Genomic DNA, 14,363 nt, shown 5'->3' with positions numbered 1-14,363 from the left:
CGGGAGAACGCCGTGAGACCTCAGATTGACAAAGTAAGGAAATTTCCTTACCGTGCGGGTATCGCAATCAGGAGAGCCACCATGCCTGCCATTCACGAAGTTGCCACGCTGACCTCCAAAGGTCAGATCACGCTGCCCAAGTCCATCCGGCAGGCGCTGGGGGTGGATACGGGCGGCAAAGTTGCGTTCGACCTGCGCGGCGGCGAAGTCGTCGTGACCCGCGCTGATGCCGAGCACGAGGACCCTGCCATTGCCGCGTTTCTGACCCTGCTGGCCCGCGACATTGAAGCGGGCCGAAATGTGCGTGGCCTGCCCGAGGATCTGGCTCGCACCATGCTGGAGCACGCTGGGCACAAGGTGGACCTGGGCGATGATTTCGATGAGGACGTGGAGATCTGATGCAACAGCATGGCTGGTCACTGCTGTTCCACGACAACCTGATCGAGCAGATGATGAAGCTGCGCGCGGCCGTGCTGCGCGCCCAAGAGAACGACCCGGAAGGGTTCGGATCGAACGCCAACGTCAAGTTCTTCCGGGCCTTGGTCCAGTTGATGCAAGACGTGGTGCCGAGTGATCCGGCGCGCGACGAATACCGCCAGGGCAACACCATGGGATCGGCCTATCGCCACTGGCGGCGGGCCAAGCTCGGAAGGCGATACCGACTGTTCTTCCGCTACGACTCGAAGGCCAAAGTCATCGTGTACGCCTGGGTCAACGATGAGCAGACTCTGCGGTCTTCGGGAAGCAAATCAGACCCGTATGCCGTGTTCGAGAAGATGCTCGGGCGCGGGAACCCGCCGGACGAATGGAGCGCATTGGTACAGGCAAGCAAGCAGGATTGGAGCAAACTGGAGTAGCGATTTCACATGTAGCAGGTGACGACCATGAGCACGACGACCCGCATCAGCACCGCAGAACGCCTCGGCCGCAGCTTTGGCCGTGGGTGGCGCGCCTATGCGCGTGGCGAACGGCGGGCGTCGAACTGGTTGGTATCCAAGGGCGTGCCGATGGCAGGTGCCACCGTGCTGCTGTGGACGGTCAAGCTGGTTGTGCTGGGATTGCTGTTCTATGCAGTCTTCTGGATGGCGCTGCTACTGGTGTTCGTCATGGTGGTTGCCTGGATGGCGCGCAATGCCGACTTGAACGATGAACTGCCCGAACCAGAATGGCGAAACGGGCCTGCCGGATTCGGCCTGTACACCTACGATGGTTTTCGCATTGACCCTCATGTCCAGGACGATTAGCTGTGCTCACTTCTTCGGCACCGCGCTGATTGCGGTACTTCCTCCCTTTCCGCCAGCGGCCTTGGCATCTCCGGTAGCTCCAGCCAGGCCTTGTAAGACGTTACCGGCGCGAACGCCCGCCCAAGCCAGGGCCATGATCCAGAACGTAGGCAGCACAATAAACATCGTTCCCGTGACGAACATCAGGAGCATGTCGCCAAAGGCGTTGTTCAGCCCCACCAGCGGGTCGAAGTTGCTGTGTGGCCGGTTCCAGCCGAAGCCCCAGCCGTAGAGCGCATCGAGGATGGTGCTGTCGATCCAGCGCGCGAGCTGGAACCAGAAATCGACGAAGAATAGCGCGAACTGCACGACGCTCACGGTAACGACGGTCTTCAGGTCGTAGGTGCCCACGACCAGCACCAGCGGGATGCAGATGACCAGCGCCATCTTGAGCAAGGCGAGCACCATAGGCAGCGCCTGGCGCACCACGTCCATGGCGGGAAACGCGGCAATCGCGCCGAAAGCCATGCCGACGTCGCCCGTGGCCCGCGTTACGATGTTCGGCAGGGTCTTGTCGATCTGACCGCCGTAGTCCGTATAGACGCTGCCCTGGTTCAGTTTCTGCTGCCTCGGCGAGGCGATGGTGCGGATCACCGAGTCGTCCACATCGGCACGGGTCAGGAATCCGGCCCAGCCCGCCAGGCGATTCAGCAGGCTTGGGTTTACCTGCCCCAGCAGGCGTGCACGCAGGCCATTGCTGCCATCGGCCCACCACTGCCTGCAGGACGGATAGCCGCCACCGCTGGCCACCTGCGCAAGCCCAGCATCACGGTTGCTGTCGTAAGGCCAGTCATCGCGTGGTGTGCTGGAGCGGTAGGTGTCGTAGTAGCCGCCCGTGTCAGTGAAGAAGCGCGAGCCGATCCAGGTCACGTCGTGCATCTGCGCCTCATCGAGGTTCGGGCGCTGCATGAAGAGTTTGGCGCGCGCCGGTCCGTAGCAGTCGCGCGAGAAATCCGCCACTTCCTGAGCCAGCACCGGGTTGTCGATGCGGGTCGCGTCGATCTCCATGCGCATCTGCCGCAAGTCGGTGCCGCAGGGAATCGCCGCCACAGAGGCACCGGTCACTGCTCGCGAGAGTGTGTGCATAAAGGCCCACCAGACGGGCACCTTCGCCGACTGGTTGTTGATAGTGCTGAAGGACTGCGACCAGCCGGTATCGGTGGGCTGCGGCACGCTGACCTGGCATTGGGCCGAGCGCGAGCTGTCGTAGCGGATGGTGTTGAGATCCACGTCGATGAATGGGATGCCGGCGAACATCACCACCACGATGGCGACGAAGACCCGGTTCTCGATGCGCGCAGCCGAGAGCACGCCCTTGTTGCCTTCGTCGGCGCCTTCCGCGCGGGCCTTCAGCCACTCCTGCACGATGATGGCAATGAAAGGCAACGCGAATACACCGCTCGCCACCAGCACGGCCCAGATGCCGTTATGGACGATCCACGACACCAGCGTCAGGTAGTACTCCAAGTAGTCGGTGGTGAAAAGCGTCATGACCCCGATCTCCCCTCAAGCGGCCTGCAGCAACAGGCTGGCTTCCAGCGCCACAATGGCGGCGACGCCAGCGATCTCGCTGCGCAGCAGTCGCCGCCGCGCCTGCCTATCCGCCCCGCGTTGGGCCTCACGCGCCAGCAGCCGGCGACGCATCCAGACCCAGCCGTAGGCGGTTGCGCCATACAGGCACAGCCGCCACACCAGGAAGTAGCCCGCCGTGGCCGTCAGCCAGCGCTCCCAGTTGTCAATGCTGCCGACGAGAAAAATGCCGACGATGTTGGCGCCCACGGCAGCGGCGACGAGCACCACCGTCCACAGCAATGCCTTCGCCGCGCGCCGATTCAGCAGCCAGCGCGGGCGCAGCCAACTGGCGCGCGTCGGGTTCATGGGTTGCCTCCCGGATTGCCCTTCTGGAGCCGGTCAAGGCGGTCGGGAATGGGATCGCCTTCGTAGATGCCACGCGAGCCAGCCGCGCGCGTGCCGTGGCGCTGGATGATGGCCATGGGGGAGTTGTTCGCCAGCTCGCGGCGCAGCTCCAGCTCGGTCTTGAGGTTGCGGATTTCCTGGTCGAGCGTGTCGCTCTCGTGGTTCACGGCCTCGACCGCCAACTGGTTCGCCGCGACGTTGGGCTCCTTCTTGCCGGTCAGCAGGGTGCGCTGGAGCAGCAATGCCTTCTCCAGCACCGACGCCAGCGCGACCTCCGAGGCCAGGCGCCGCGCCAGCAGGTCTTGATCCGGCTCGTCGCGCAGCGCCTCGATGACGCCGCGTGTGATGGGCAGCGAGGTGCTGCCAGCCGCACGCAGGTTCTCGAAGGTGGTGTTGCGCGTTCCCGAGACCAGTTCCTGCAAGGCTTCCAGCTTTGCCTCGTACTCCTCCTGGATCAGCGGCGTCAGCCCGACGCCGGGCACCGTTTCGGTCTTGGTGCAGGCATCGCAAGTGCGCTGCACCTGTTCGCCGAGAACCCGTGTGGCCCATTCGGTCGCCTGCTGTGGCGAGGTCCAGGTCTGGCAAGACAGACTCGCGCAACTGGCGGCAGCGATGGACGATGTGTCGGTCACGCTGCGGCCGTTGACCAGGTTGTAGCCTGCGCGGGTGACGTCGCCGACCACGCGGATGGCCGACTGGCCTGCGCCGCCCGCATTGCTACCACCCACCCAAGGCACGCCGTCGTTGCCGCGGCGCGTCTCCGCCTGTTCAATTGCCGACACGGCATCCGTGCTCGACACCGCATCGCGCAGTGCCATGCCTTCGGCCATCTGGCTCCAGCCGAGTTGTCCGCCCGCCGTGTCGGCCATCTTCTCGGCCATGGCACGGCAGGTCAGCTTGGATCGGTCGAAATCCAGGCGCGCCTGCAGCACGCCGTTGGTCAGCAGGTTGTACAGGCCGGGATCGGCGCGCTGGATGATCAGCGCAGGCAGCGATGCCACCGCGCTGGTGGCGCTCTGGATCACGTTGCTCATGATCTGCTGAAAGCCGTTGGTGACGCCGTTGAGCTGGTTGCGCAGCGTGGTCTGGATGCTCATGTCGCCGCAGATCAGGTTGCTGTTCCAGCCCACGCCAACGCCGATCGAGCGCATGCCGGCCACGCGGCCCATGGACACCGCGCTGCCGCCGCCAATCGAATACATCACTTCGTCGCCGATCACGGAGCCGCCGGTCTGAAATCCGGCCTGCGCCCACGCCAGGCCGCCGCCAAGAACGAGTGCGCCAGCCAGCAGCCCAGCCAATACCGTGGGACGCAGCAGGCGGCACGCCTTGGTGGAGAGGTTTGTCAGTTCAGGACGCTTCATCGCCGTACCCTCATTGGAAATCGACGCTGCCGAGGAATACCTGGCCGCGACGTTCGCAGCACGCATAGGGCCGCCACAGCGCCCAGGCGTAATCGCCCTGCTGCGCCTGGGTCAGGAAGCCGCTGCGCGGGAACACCGTGCAGGACGAGGACAGGACGGGCGTGAGTTCCTGCCACTTGCCCGTCGAGGCATCGCCTTCCATCAGCGCGCCGGCAGGCCAGTAACCGGGCCGCGAGTTGGCGAGCAGCGGCTGATAGACGTGAATCTGCCCACGGCGCGTGACGACATCGCCGGCGCGCTGGGCCACCACGGCGCCGGCCTTGTGGTCGTCGGCCTGGTGCAGGAAGCCGCCGCGCGGATAGACGTTGCCCCACAGGTTCATCGTGGTGCGCGCGCCGACCTCGCGCCTGCCCGGAATTAGTGCCTCCGGGTAGGCCATCTCCGGCACGTTGTAGCGCCAGGCCAGTGTGTCCAGGGTGCTGAGCAGATACGGCATGAACGCCGTGCCCGCGCCCTCGCAGAAGTAGCCCGACGATGAGACGAACTGGTTGAACACCTCGACGCCGGGATGGCCGATGACGTCCGCGTTCTTGAACTTGGCGAGATTGTTTTCGTGGTCTTCGTTGGTGGTGCCGTCCCCGCCGGCCTGCGCGGATGGGTTGGGCGCGCTCATCGCCCGGACTTCGACCCAAGGGTTCTCGCCGGTGTTGCTGTAGCTGGAGACGACCGCATCGGGGATGTAGTGGCGGACCTTGATGGATGTGCGCACCGTGCAGCCCGTCCAGGTGCAGTAGAGCCAGTAGCAGATGCCGACGACGCGGTATTCGAGGCAGTCCGGCGATGCCACTGAGCCAACGATGGTTGCGGTGTTGAGGGCGTAGCTGCCCGTGGCGCTGAGCAGCAGCACTGAGACCACGCCAGCACGCAGGCGGCGCATCCGCTCGAAGGGTCGGGTCATGGCTGCGGCCTCCGGTGTTGCTCGATGCGCGCGACGGCACGGGCCACGTCCGGCTCGCCATAGACCACGTAACGCTGATCCACCACGACCGCCGGGATGCTGGTGACGCCCAGGCTCCATGCGTCGGCGACGCCCTGGTATGCGGAAGCAATGCGGCGCTGGAGGTCGGCACCGCCGTTGTTCAGACGGCGCTTGACGATGGCCGTGGCCTGCTCAGGATCGGCGGGCAGCTGTGCGGAAAGCTCGGCTTCGATGCGCGGGCCTTCATCCAACTCGATCAACCGCTCGCCACCCATGGTCTTGACCGGGTGGCGGCTGTCGGTGACGACCACCACATCGGCGGCGAAGGTGGCTGGGCTGAAAACGGCCAAGGATGCCGGCAGTGCAACGGCCAGGCCAAGGGTTCGCCAGCCGGATGCGAAGCGGAATAAAGATGCTGGCATGTCGCGTGCCCTGGAAGTTGATCAGAGCCATAGTCGAACGCGAACCCGCTGCCGCCCCAACAAACAATGCGCATCGCGGGCACCCCGCATACCTGTTCGGTGCTGCCGCATGGAAAAAAGCGGAGGCCGAAGCCCCCGCTGTGATCAGTGAACCACGGGCCTTCCTACAAAAGACCAGACTCGGCGAACGAGTACGGTGTGCCCTGACCAATCACGAAATGGTCAAGTACCCGCACGTCGATAAGCGCCAAGGCCGTCTTCAACTGCTCGGTCAGCAAGCGATCCGCATTGGATGGCTCGGTGGTGCCCGAGGGGTGCTGATGGGCGAAGATGACCGCAGCGGCGTTCAGTTGCAAAGCGCGTTGCAGCACGACACGCGGATAAACCGAGGTCGCATTGATCGTTCCATGGAACATCGGCTCCACGGCCAGCACGTCGTGCATGCTGTTCATGAACACGACGACGAATATCTCATTGGGCTCGGCGACCAGCTTCAAGCGAAGGTAGTCCCTGACCGCAGCGGGCCGTTCAAGACGTGGCCCTGCTTTGAAAACCCGTCGCTCCAGCAACACGATGGCTTGCTGGACGATCCAGTCCTCGTTCTGAACAGAAATATCGGAAAGCGACTCCAGGCAGGAGTCATTGATGACGACAGACATGGCGAACCTCCAGGCAGGGAAATCGGAGGGCGCACATGCCCCTGGAGGGCAGGCCCTCCAGGGAATGGAACAAGGTGCATCCATCACCGCAGCAGCGGTGATCGTTCGCGGCCAGGATGCGGGGCGAACGGGTAGCGGTCAGCGCAGCGTGCTGCGCCGTAGCCTCAATGACCGCGGGCTACCTGGGCATGTCGCCGACGACGTCGGCAGGCATTTCCGTAGTGGGTGAAACGACCGAATCCTCAGCTGCCAGCATGTCCATGGCCGACAGCAGTGCATCGCCTTCGATAGGCCCCTGCAGCAGGATCGCCTGGCTGGTCTGGCGATCGTGTAGTCGCAGGGATGGCGTCGCGGTCACGCCGCCCTTGGTGGCTTCCTCGGCCTGAGCGCGAATCAACGTTTCGGGCCGCTCGCTGGCCAAACACTGCTCGACGGCTGGGTTTAGGCCGGGATAGCGCAGGCCCTCGGGCAAGCCCAGGCCGTCACTGCGCGTGTGCGCATAGACCCATTCAATGGCCTGCCAAAAGGCCACATGCCCGCCACTTTCGGCGGCGCACTCGGCCAGGCGTGCCTCGGCAGAGGCGGCCGGTTCGTGCGCGGCCAGCGGCTGGTGCTGCCATTGCAGGGCTACGTCCGCGTTGGCGCCCACCCAGCGTTTGAGTTGCGGAAAGTACTCCCGGCAGAACGGACATTCGAGGTCGGCATAGAGCGTCAGCGTGAACCGGCCCTGCGCGTTGCCCATTTGCCAGGGCGGCCCGGCCACCTGCGCGGTACTGACCGGCGCGGGAGCCAACGACGCGGGTTCGCTGGGTGCGCGGGACACGAGCCAGATCAGCAGCAGCGCGATCAATCCAGCGGCCAAGAACCAGGGCCAGCGCTTGCGCGAGCGCCGATGGCGGAGCGCCTGGACTGGCATCGGAATGGAAGGATGTTTCGGTTTCACGGCAGTCTCCGGCGGCTATTGCGGCAGGCCCAAGGCCGGCGACTCGATGCCGCGCGCCTGGTCGATCTTCTCGGCCACCTTGAAGGCCGCGTCGAGTTCACTGATGCCGTGCTGTTGCATGAGTTGGTAACGCTCGGCTTTCTCCTCGGGTTCGGTCTGCGCAAGCGCGAGATAGAGGCTCGGTGGCACGGCCCGAAACAGCACTTCCAGGCTCTTGGAGAGGATGACGCCCTCGGTGAACTTCCCGGCTTCCTTGCGCGCCGAAAGCATCAGCGCCTTCTGCGCAGGCGAGAGTTCGCGGAAGCGGGCGATCTTCTCCACCTCATCGGGTGGCATCGACAGGCAGATCCACCACTCGATCATGTTGAGCATGGGCTCTGCGGCGCGCGGCAGATCGTCGATGTTTTGTGTGGCGAGCCAGAACCAGGCCCCCAGCTTGCGCCACATCTTGGTGATCTTCACCACGTAGGGGGCGAGCAGCGGGTTCTTGGTGATGATGTGCCCTTCGTCGGTGACGTTGATGATCGGGCGGCCCAGGTACTGATCGCGCTCGGCAATGTTGTTCACCGTGCTGATCAGGCTTATGTAGGCAATGGAGAGCTGCGCGTTGTAGCCCTCGCGGGCATAGGTCGCCAGATCGACCAGGGTGATGTCGGCCTCGGGCCACGGCGAACCGTCGCGGTCGAACATTTCACCGTCCGTGCCTTGGCAGAACATGTCCATGGCGTCGGCCATCTCCAGCAGTCGCACACGCCGCATTTCCGGCAGCGTCGGGTCCTGGCTGCGCGTGCGCAGCGCATTGCGCACATCGCGCGTGAGCACGGTGCGCTTCTCGCCATCCTTGCTGTGGCAGTGTTCTGCGGCATCGAGGATGCACTGACGGATCAGCGAGCGGTCGGCCCGCGTCATCCGGGCTTCTTCCTTGTCTTCGCCACCGGTGATCATCAGCCTCGCGGTGATCTCCAATTCGCCCAGTACGTCGCGCTGCTCATCTGCCTCCATGGCCACAGCATCGGGCGGCAGGTCTTCGTCCAGGGCATCGGCGTCGAGCGTCTGCACGTCGCTGGGCGTCTCGATCAGCCGGCGCGCATCCGCGAACGGCGCCAGGGTAACGCCCGAGCCCGGCGCGAGCTTGACCCGGTTCACGGTCAGGCCCAGGCGCCGGGCAAAGTCGCTGAACAAGCCAAAGCTGTTGCCGGCCTCGACAATGAACAGGCGGGGTCGGTAGATCGCCGTGACCTGATTCAAGAGGTTGTTGAGGGTCGCCGACTTGCCCGAACCCGTCGGGCCGAACAGGAACAGGTGGGCGTTCATCTGCCGGTCCAGGCGGTTGAGCGGGTCGAAGGTGATCGGCCCGCCGCCGCGGTTGAACATCGTGATGCCGGGGTGCCCCGTACCCTGGGCGCGGCCCCACACCGGCGAGAGGTTCGCCGCGTGCTGGGCGAACATCAGTTGGGTGTACCACTTGCGCCGATCCTGGCCGGGGTTGTAGCAGCACGGCAGCCAGCGCAGGTAGCTGTTGAGCGGTGCCACCTCGTCGTCCTCGCGCACCGGCTGCAGGCCAGCGTTGAGCATGACGTTCGCCAGATCCAGGCCGCGTCGGTCCAGTTCCGCCTCATCGCGCCCGCGCAGGTAGAACGCCAGCGTGCCGCGATAGAGCTTGTGCGCGCTGCCGATCAGGGAACGGGCTTCATGCACGTCCTTGAGCGTCTGCTCCGACGCCAGGGTTTCGCCGACCGCTTTCTTGGCCAGGTGGTTCAAGTCCGCCTCAAGGACATCCTGCGGCGTGGCGACCATCGTCAGGCAAAGGGTGGTGTCCTCGGGCATCTGGTCGAACAGCGTGTTGATGGCATCGCCTTTGCGTGTCTCGCCGGTCAGGTGCCCTGTGCCCGGCGGCATGCGCAGGCGGTCGGTGATCAGCACGCGGTGCGGCAGGCCGTCGAAATGCCAGGTGCCCTGCGCCACGTCGGAGCGCGGCTGGCCGAAGAACAGCCGCTGGCTGAAATCCCGCCCGCTCGCCAATTCGATCTCGCCGTCTTCGCCGGCCTCCGTACTGTCGGGGTAGCGCGCCAGCGCATAGAAGCGCTCCCTGTCTTCGGCCCCAGGCCCAAGCAACGTGGGACGCGGGTTGAACCAGCGCAGCAGCCAGTCGTGAACATCCGCAGCCACCATGCGCCGGGCCTGAATGCCGGCGTTCGCCAGTCCGCCGCACAGGCGGTCGCAAACGATATTGAGCATCTGCTCGGGCGTCTGCCCGCGGCGGCTGTTTTGCCCTTGGCCGGTCACGCGGCGATAGACCACCATGCGCACACGCCGGGTCTGGCCGCGCCAGCGCAGCCGTGTGACCACCGTGTCCTCGAACAGACCGCCCGGCTTGGCCACCGCGCGCAGGTGATGGCCGAAGAAGCGCAGGTAGAACTCGGTGAACGCCGTCTCACGGGCGCGCGGCTGCACATAGTCGCGCAGGGTCTGCATGTACTGGTCGAAACTGGGCTCGTCCTGAGCGTAGAGCTGCAGCACCCAGGGGTTCTCATCCAGTTCATCGAAACTGTCCTGCAGCGCGTTTTCCAAGGCATCGCGGGCCTGCGCGAGCCAGCCAGGTTCCCGGCCTTCGGTGCCCAGCGGCACCAGCTCGTAGAACGCCGCCACCGATTGCCCGTCCTCCAGCAACATGGCTTTCGACTGCGCCAGGAACTCCACCCAGGGCAGCAGTTCCACGAACGACGGCGCGACCTCGTACAGCGCCTGCTCGTCTGCCAGGGTCGCCGGCCTGCGGCCTTGCACCGCCGTGCCGGGTTCGGGGATGCCGGCCTGGCGCAGTGCCTCGACGTGGCGTTGCCAGCCGTCCGGCTGCTCGTCGTCGTCAGCATCGGATGCGGCCAGCTTCGGCGCGGTCGGCTTCGGTCTGGGGATTTTCCAGCGCATCAGTAATCCTCCACGCGCTCGCCTGGCATGGCGTACTGCACGCGCTGGTACAGCGGGAACACGGTCGTATAGCCCGGAATCGGCACTGGGTCGGTGCCCGCCAAATGCGGATACACGTACATCACGAGATCGGGGTTGGGCAGGCGCTGGAACTGGCGGTAGACCTCGTTGCGCGCCGTGCGCGTGTAGCGCATCTGCTCGGCAGGCGCGGCCTGCACGTCCATCTCGGTCAGCGGCCTGCGCAGGCTCTGGCGCGCATCGAGCAACTGCCTGCGCGCTACCTGGCCGGCACCACCGCCGCCGTCGCCGGCGTTCTGCTGCCAGATGTTCATCATCGTGCTGTCTCCGTGGGTCAGCAGCTTTTCCTTGCTGGTGGCGCAGCCACCGAGCAGCGCGACGGCCAAGGCCAGCGCCAGGCCCTGAGCCCAGCTATTCAAGTTCGAGGGCATGGCTTTCTCCTGCGCGGTGATCGACCTTGCGGCCTTCGGGATCGAAGTCGATGGCGAGCGGCTTTTCGAGGTGGACGGCGACCTTGGCACCGGGCTGCACATAAACGGCAGCGAAGGCCTGGCCGTAGAGCTTGTTGACCCAGCTCGACATGTCCTGGACGCCGCTGGCGAGAATCCGGCCCACGGCTTCCTGGCCGCTGATGCCCACGCTGCCGATGGAGCCGTCGGCGCCGACATAGGACGCCCTGCCACTGTCGGATTCGATCAGCGAGGCCACGCCAGCCCCAGCCGCCGTGATCAGCGCCTGGGTGCCGAGGTACTGCTGCGCATTGCTGCGCCGCTCGCCGCTGACACAGGGAATGCCGTGCGGGTCGCTGATCCAGCCCAGGCCGTCGCGTTGTTGGTTGTTCTGCTGGTTGCCCTCACGATCCTCGGGGATGGTGCGGATGGTCCCGTCATGGAACACGAAGGTGATGCTGCGCACCTGGCCGCGCACGCAGGAGAGCGTCCAGTCGCCCGATGCGGTGCCGGAGAACACGGCCCCGGCCACATCGGGAATGTCGATGCCGTTCGCGGTCAAATTGTCAGGCCCGACCAAGACCTTGAAGGGGTATGGATCGTTCACCGTGCCGTCGATCGGCACGCGGCCAATCAGCGCCGTCATCGCCACCGACCCCATCAGCGTCGAGTTGGTCGGCACGGTATAGACGGGCGTCGGGCTCTTGACGCCTGCCGCGCGTGCGCCCGCGTTCGCCACGGTTTGCGCTGTGGTTTCCAGCGTGCTCTGTGCGGAACCGAAGCTGGTGGGGAAGCTTATGCCGCCATTCGACCTGCCACGCCCGTCGCTTTGTTTCGCGTCATCCGGCTCCACCCAGCGCATACCGCCTTCCATGCCGGCCTCGTCGCCGTCACGCAGGCCCAGCCCCACCGGCAAATCGGCATGGCCGCCGCCACGCCCGCCGATGCTGTCCAGGCGCTGCTGCAGGTCAGCGAGCAGCCCCTCGGTCTGCTGGCGCGCGCTGGCCGCCTGCTGTTGGTCGCGGCGCAGGTTGGAGCGCTCGGATTCGAGGGCGGAACTGATGCGTTGGTCGATGGCGTTCTCGCGCTGGCGCAGTCGCTGGTTCTCCTCACGCTGCGACCTGTTGTCGGACAGCGCGGTCTGAAGCTCGGTGCGCAACTGCTTCACCTGGGCAACCAGCGTCGCCACGGTGTCGCGCGGGGTGTCACCCTCGATGCCCAGCGCCTTCATTTCTTCCGGCGTAAGCCTGCCGCCGCCATCCGCGACAGGCGGTGCCGACGCACCGCCACCGGAAAACAGCCGGATGGCGACAAACAGCACCAGCAGGGCCACGGGGATCAGCAGCCACTTCAGGAGTCCGTTACTGCGCATGGCGGGCCTCCCTGTCGTCGCTGGCTGCTGCTTTGGGCTGCGGGAGATGCACAGCGGGGTCGAAGCGATGGATCGCCGGCAGCAGCGATTGCGCGAGGCCGTGCCCGCGCGTCACCAGGTACAGGACGGTGGTGTCCTCGGGGGTTCCGCGCGGGCCAAGCGCCTCGTGCTGGAAGGTGGCGGTGAGGAAATCCCCTTGCAGCACGCGCGGGTCGAGGCTGATCCAGTCGTTGCTACTGTTGGTCAGGCGCACGGCAGTGACCCACTGGTCTTCCAGGCGCCACGAGGCGAGCGCGACCGCGCGTGCCGGCAAGGTCGGCATCAGCGTGCCGAGGTCGAGGTCGCGGCGCAGGTTGACCCGCATGACGCCTGGCAAGGCTTCCACGGTGCGCAGCGGTGCGTAGAGGTTCTGCGCAGCAAAACGTGTCAGCACGACGGGGATTGGCGTTTCGCGCCGCGCCGTCCGGGTGCCCGCCTGCTCCTGAGCGCGTGCATGGGGCGCATCGGCACCGTCAGGCTGATCGCCATAGCGCGCTGTTGAGTTGTTGCCCTCGACGATTCGCACCGGTTCCAGCTCGGCTTCGCCGTCCTTGGGCGGCTCCGCCGCAATGTCGAGCAGGATCAGCGCGCCGGTGTCGGCGTCCTGCAATTGCAGCCGAGTGGGCTCGATCGGCTCGCTGGCGCGCAGGTACACCGCGCCGCCCGCGCTCTGCACGCGCAAGCGCTCACCGACGCCTGCGGGAACGCCCACGCGGACGTTTCGGTCGATGAACACGATGCGCTCCTGGCCGACCTTCAACGGCACCGCCAGCGGCATGCGCTCCCAACGCAGGATCTCCACCGCCTGGACAGCGGGGGACACGACCACTGCGGCGGCCACGGCCAGCAGCCCCAGCAGCGCGAGTACAGGATGCTTCATGGGCTTCATGGGGAATTACCTCCTTGAGGCGCTTGCGGCGTCAGGCCACCAGGCACCGGGCGCGTCGGCTCCGGTGCGCTGATGCGCTGGGGCGTGCCCTCGTAGCAGTCGATCACCAGGCCGAACGGGTTGCGTGCGGGATCGACGTCCACCCGCGCGACCTTTACGGGGTAGCGCACCAGGGCGCGTTTGACCTGCTCGGCGCCGTAGTACTCGTCGGCGCTGATGTCCAACGTCACCACCCAGTCGCGGTCGGAGATCACACGCACGCGCGCCGTGGGGTTGTCGCCATAGCTGCGACCGGGGATTTCGTAGATGCCGCGCACCCGCTGGCGCAGTTCGCCGGTGCTGCGGCGGTAGTCGTAGTCCGCCTTGAGGAATGCCTGGCAGGACGGGGTGAGGTACGGCGAGAGCGTATGGAGGTTGCGCGGGTAATCTTCTTCGCCATTCGTCGGCCAGCGGTTGAGGGTCTGGAACACGTAGAACGTGAACGCATAGACCGACTCGGGCGGCACTTCCCACCACTTGCGGGTACTGCCGGAGCGTAGGTCAGGCGGGACGTGGATGGTCAGATCGCGCGGTGCGCTCCACCAGCCGCCGCCCATGACCAGGGCGACGATGACCAGCGCACCCGCGCCGAGGCGCAGCGTCTTGATGTGCGCCTGCAGGTGGGTGATCTCGTTCTTGAAACGGCTCATCGCGCGCCCCCGTGCATGCCCCTGCGGATGGTCCAGAAGCCGGAGCGCGAGATCAGCACATGGCCGCCCACCCAAGCGGCCATCAGCGGATGGCGCGTGGCAATGCGCCACTGCAACTGCCGGTACAGCCAGGTGTCGGGACGCCCACGCTTGAGACGGCGCAGGATGCCGCCGCCGATGAAAACGCCCAGCGCCACGCCCAGGACAACGAAGGTCGGCGCGATGGCAATGGTGCGTAACACCCAGGACAGCGGCGCGCCAACCACCAGGCCGGCAGCGCCGGACAGGCCGCAGCAAATCCACAACTCATCGGCAGTGAGGCCGCGCACGACCACCGGGTGCCTGTTGAGCCGGTGTGGAAGGAACGTGACTGTCCCATCGGCACGGACATGCTGTTGCTCGGACATAGCCCGTC

The 14,363-nt window shown here is 65.8% G+C and carries 16 protein-coding genes; 3 read left to right on the top strand and 13 right to left on the bottom strand.

Features of this window, described 5'->3' with window-relative positions:
• Nucleotides 1-81 precede the first annotated feature (81 nt).
• Genes DACI_RS21115 through DACI_RS21105 form a run of 3 tightly spaced genes read left to right on the top strand, consistent with a single transcriptional unit; the run spans nt 82 to nt 1,244 of the window.
• Complete coding sequence (locus tag DACI_RS21115; RefSeq protein ID WP_008265574.1) at nt 82-399, top strand: type II toxin-antitoxin system PrlF family antitoxin; 318 nt, start codon at nt 82-84, stop codon at nt 397-399.
• The gene (locus tag DACI_RS21110; RefSeq protein ID WP_012205993.1) at nt 399-857 is read left to right on the top strand and encodes a type II toxin-antitoxin system YhaV family toxin; all 459 of its coding nucleotides are present in this window, start codon (nt 399-401) and stop codon (nt 855-857) included. Before DACI_RS21115 ends, DACI_RS21110 begins: the two co-directional genes overlap by 1 nt.
• Nucleotides 858-884: 27 nt before the next feature.
• Entirely contained in the window at nt 885-1,244 is a 360-nt protein-coding gene (locus tag DACI_RS21105; protein ID WP_008264713.1) for a DUF3742 family protein, read from the top strand.
• 6 nt (nt 1,245-1,250) lie between these two features.
• On the opposite strand, the gene DACI_RS21100 is transcribed toward DACI_RS21105, so the two are convergent.
• The 13 genes from DACI_RS21100 to DACI_RS21040 form a co-directional block, all read right to left on the bottom strand.
• Nucleotides 1,251-2,774 carry a conjugal transfer protein TraG N-terminal domain-containing protein gene (locus DACI_RS21100; RefSeq protein WP_008266205.1) on the bottom strand — a complete coding sequence of 508 codons (1,524 nt, stop codon included), beginning with the start codon at nt 2,772-2,774 and terminating at the stop codon, nt 1,251-1,253.
• A 15-nt stretch (nt 2,775-2,789) separates the two neighbouring features.
• Complete coding sequence (locus tag DACI_RS21095; RefSeq protein ID WP_008264618.1) at nt 2,790-3,161, bottom strand: hypothetical protein; 372 nt, start codon at nt 3,159-3,161, stop codon at nt 2,790-2,792.
• Nucleotides 3,158-4,564 carry an integrating conjugative element protein gene (locus tag DACI_RS21090; protein WP_012205992.1) on the bottom strand — a complete coding sequence of 469 codons (1,407 nt, stop codon included), beginning with the start codon at nt 4,562-4,564 and terminating at the stop codon, nt 3,158-3,160. Before DACI_RS21090 ends, DACI_RS21095 begins: the two co-directional genes overlap by 4 nt.
• A 10-nt stretch (nt 4,565-4,574) precedes the next feature.
• Nucleotides 4,575-5,522, bottom strand: coding sequence for a TIGR03756 family integrating conjugative element protein (locus DACI_RS21085; RefSeq protein ID WP_012205991.1), 948 nt, complete (start codon nt 5,520-5,522; stop codon nt 4,575-4,577).
• Nucleotides 5,519-5,965, bottom strand: coding sequence for a TIGR03757 family integrating conjugative element protein (locus DACI_RS21080; protein WP_008266034.1), 447 nt, complete (start codon nt 5,963-5,965; stop codon nt 5,519-5,521). The genes DACI_RS21085 and DACI_RS21080 overlap by 4 nt, the downstream gene beginning before the upstream one ends.
• 164 nt (nt 5,966-6,129) lie before the next feature.
• Nucleotides 6,130-6,624, bottom strand: coding sequence for a RadC family protein (gene radC, locus DACI_RS21075; RefSeq protein ID WP_012205990.1), 495 nt, complete (start codon nt 6,622-6,624; stop codon nt 6,130-6,132).
• A gap of 178 nt (nt 6,625-6,802) precedes the next feature.
• Nucleotides 6,803-7,567, bottom strand: a complete 765-nt coding sequence (locus DACI_RS21070) for a DsbA family protein (protein WP_014596091.1) — start codon at nt 7,565-7,567, stop codon at nt 6,803-6,805.
• Between the two features lie 15 nt (nt 7,568-7,582).
• The gene (locus DACI_RS21065) at nt 7,583-10,492 is read right to left on the bottom strand and encodes a conjugative transfer ATPase (RefSeq protein ID WP_012205988.1); all 2,910 of its coding nucleotides are present in this window, start codon (nt 10,490-10,492) and stop codon (nt 7,583-7,585) included.
• The gene (locus DACI_RS21060; protein WP_012205987.1) at nt 10,492-10,941 is read right to left on the bottom strand and encodes a TIGR03751 family conjugal transfer lipoprotein; all 450 of its coding nucleotides are present in this window, start codon (nt 10,939-10,941) and stop codon (nt 10,492-10,494) included. Before DACI_RS21060 ends, DACI_RS21065 begins: the two co-directional genes overlap by 1 nt.
• Nucleotides 10,922-12,331, bottom strand: a complete 1,410-nt coding sequence (locus DACI_RS21055; protein ID WP_012205986.1) for a TIGR03752 family integrating conjugative element protein — start codon at nt 12,329-12,331, stop codon at nt 10,922-10,924. Before DACI_RS21055 ends, DACI_RS21060 begins: the two co-directional genes overlap by 20 nt.
• A complete protein-coding gene (locus DACI_RS21050; protein WP_012205985.1) occupies nt 12,321-13,259 on the bottom strand; it encodes a TIGR03749 family integrating conjugative element protein in 939 nt (312 codons plus the stop codon). Before DACI_RS21050 ends, DACI_RS21055 begins: the two co-directional genes overlap by 11 nt.
• Nucleotides 13,256-13,948 (bottom strand): PFL_4703 family integrating conjugative element protein, encoded by a 693-nt coding sequence (locus tag DACI_RS21045; protein WP_012205984.1) that lies wholly within the window; start codon nt 13,946-13,948, stop codon nt 13,256-13,258. The genes DACI_RS21050 and DACI_RS21045 overlap by 4 nt, the downstream gene beginning before the upstream one ends.
• Nucleotides 13,945-14,355 carry a TIGR03750 family conjugal transfer protein gene (locus DACI_RS21040; RefSeq protein WP_012205983.1) on the bottom strand — a complete coding sequence of 137 codons (411 nt, stop codon included), beginning with the start codon at nt 14,353-14,355 and terminating at the stop codon, nt 13,945-13,947. Before DACI_RS21040 ends, DACI_RS21045 begins: the two co-directional genes overlap by 4 nt.
• Nucleotides 14,356-14,363: the final 8 nt, after the last annotated feature.

The sequence above is a fragment of the Delftia acidovorans SPH-1 genome (assembly GCF_000018665.1).
In the GTDB taxonomy this organism is placed as follows: domain Bacteria; phylum Pseudomonadota; class Gammaproteobacteria; order Burkholderiales; family Burkholderiaceae_C; genus Comamonas; species Comamonas acidovorans.
This window is presented reverse-complemented; position numbering and strand designations above follow the sequence as displayed.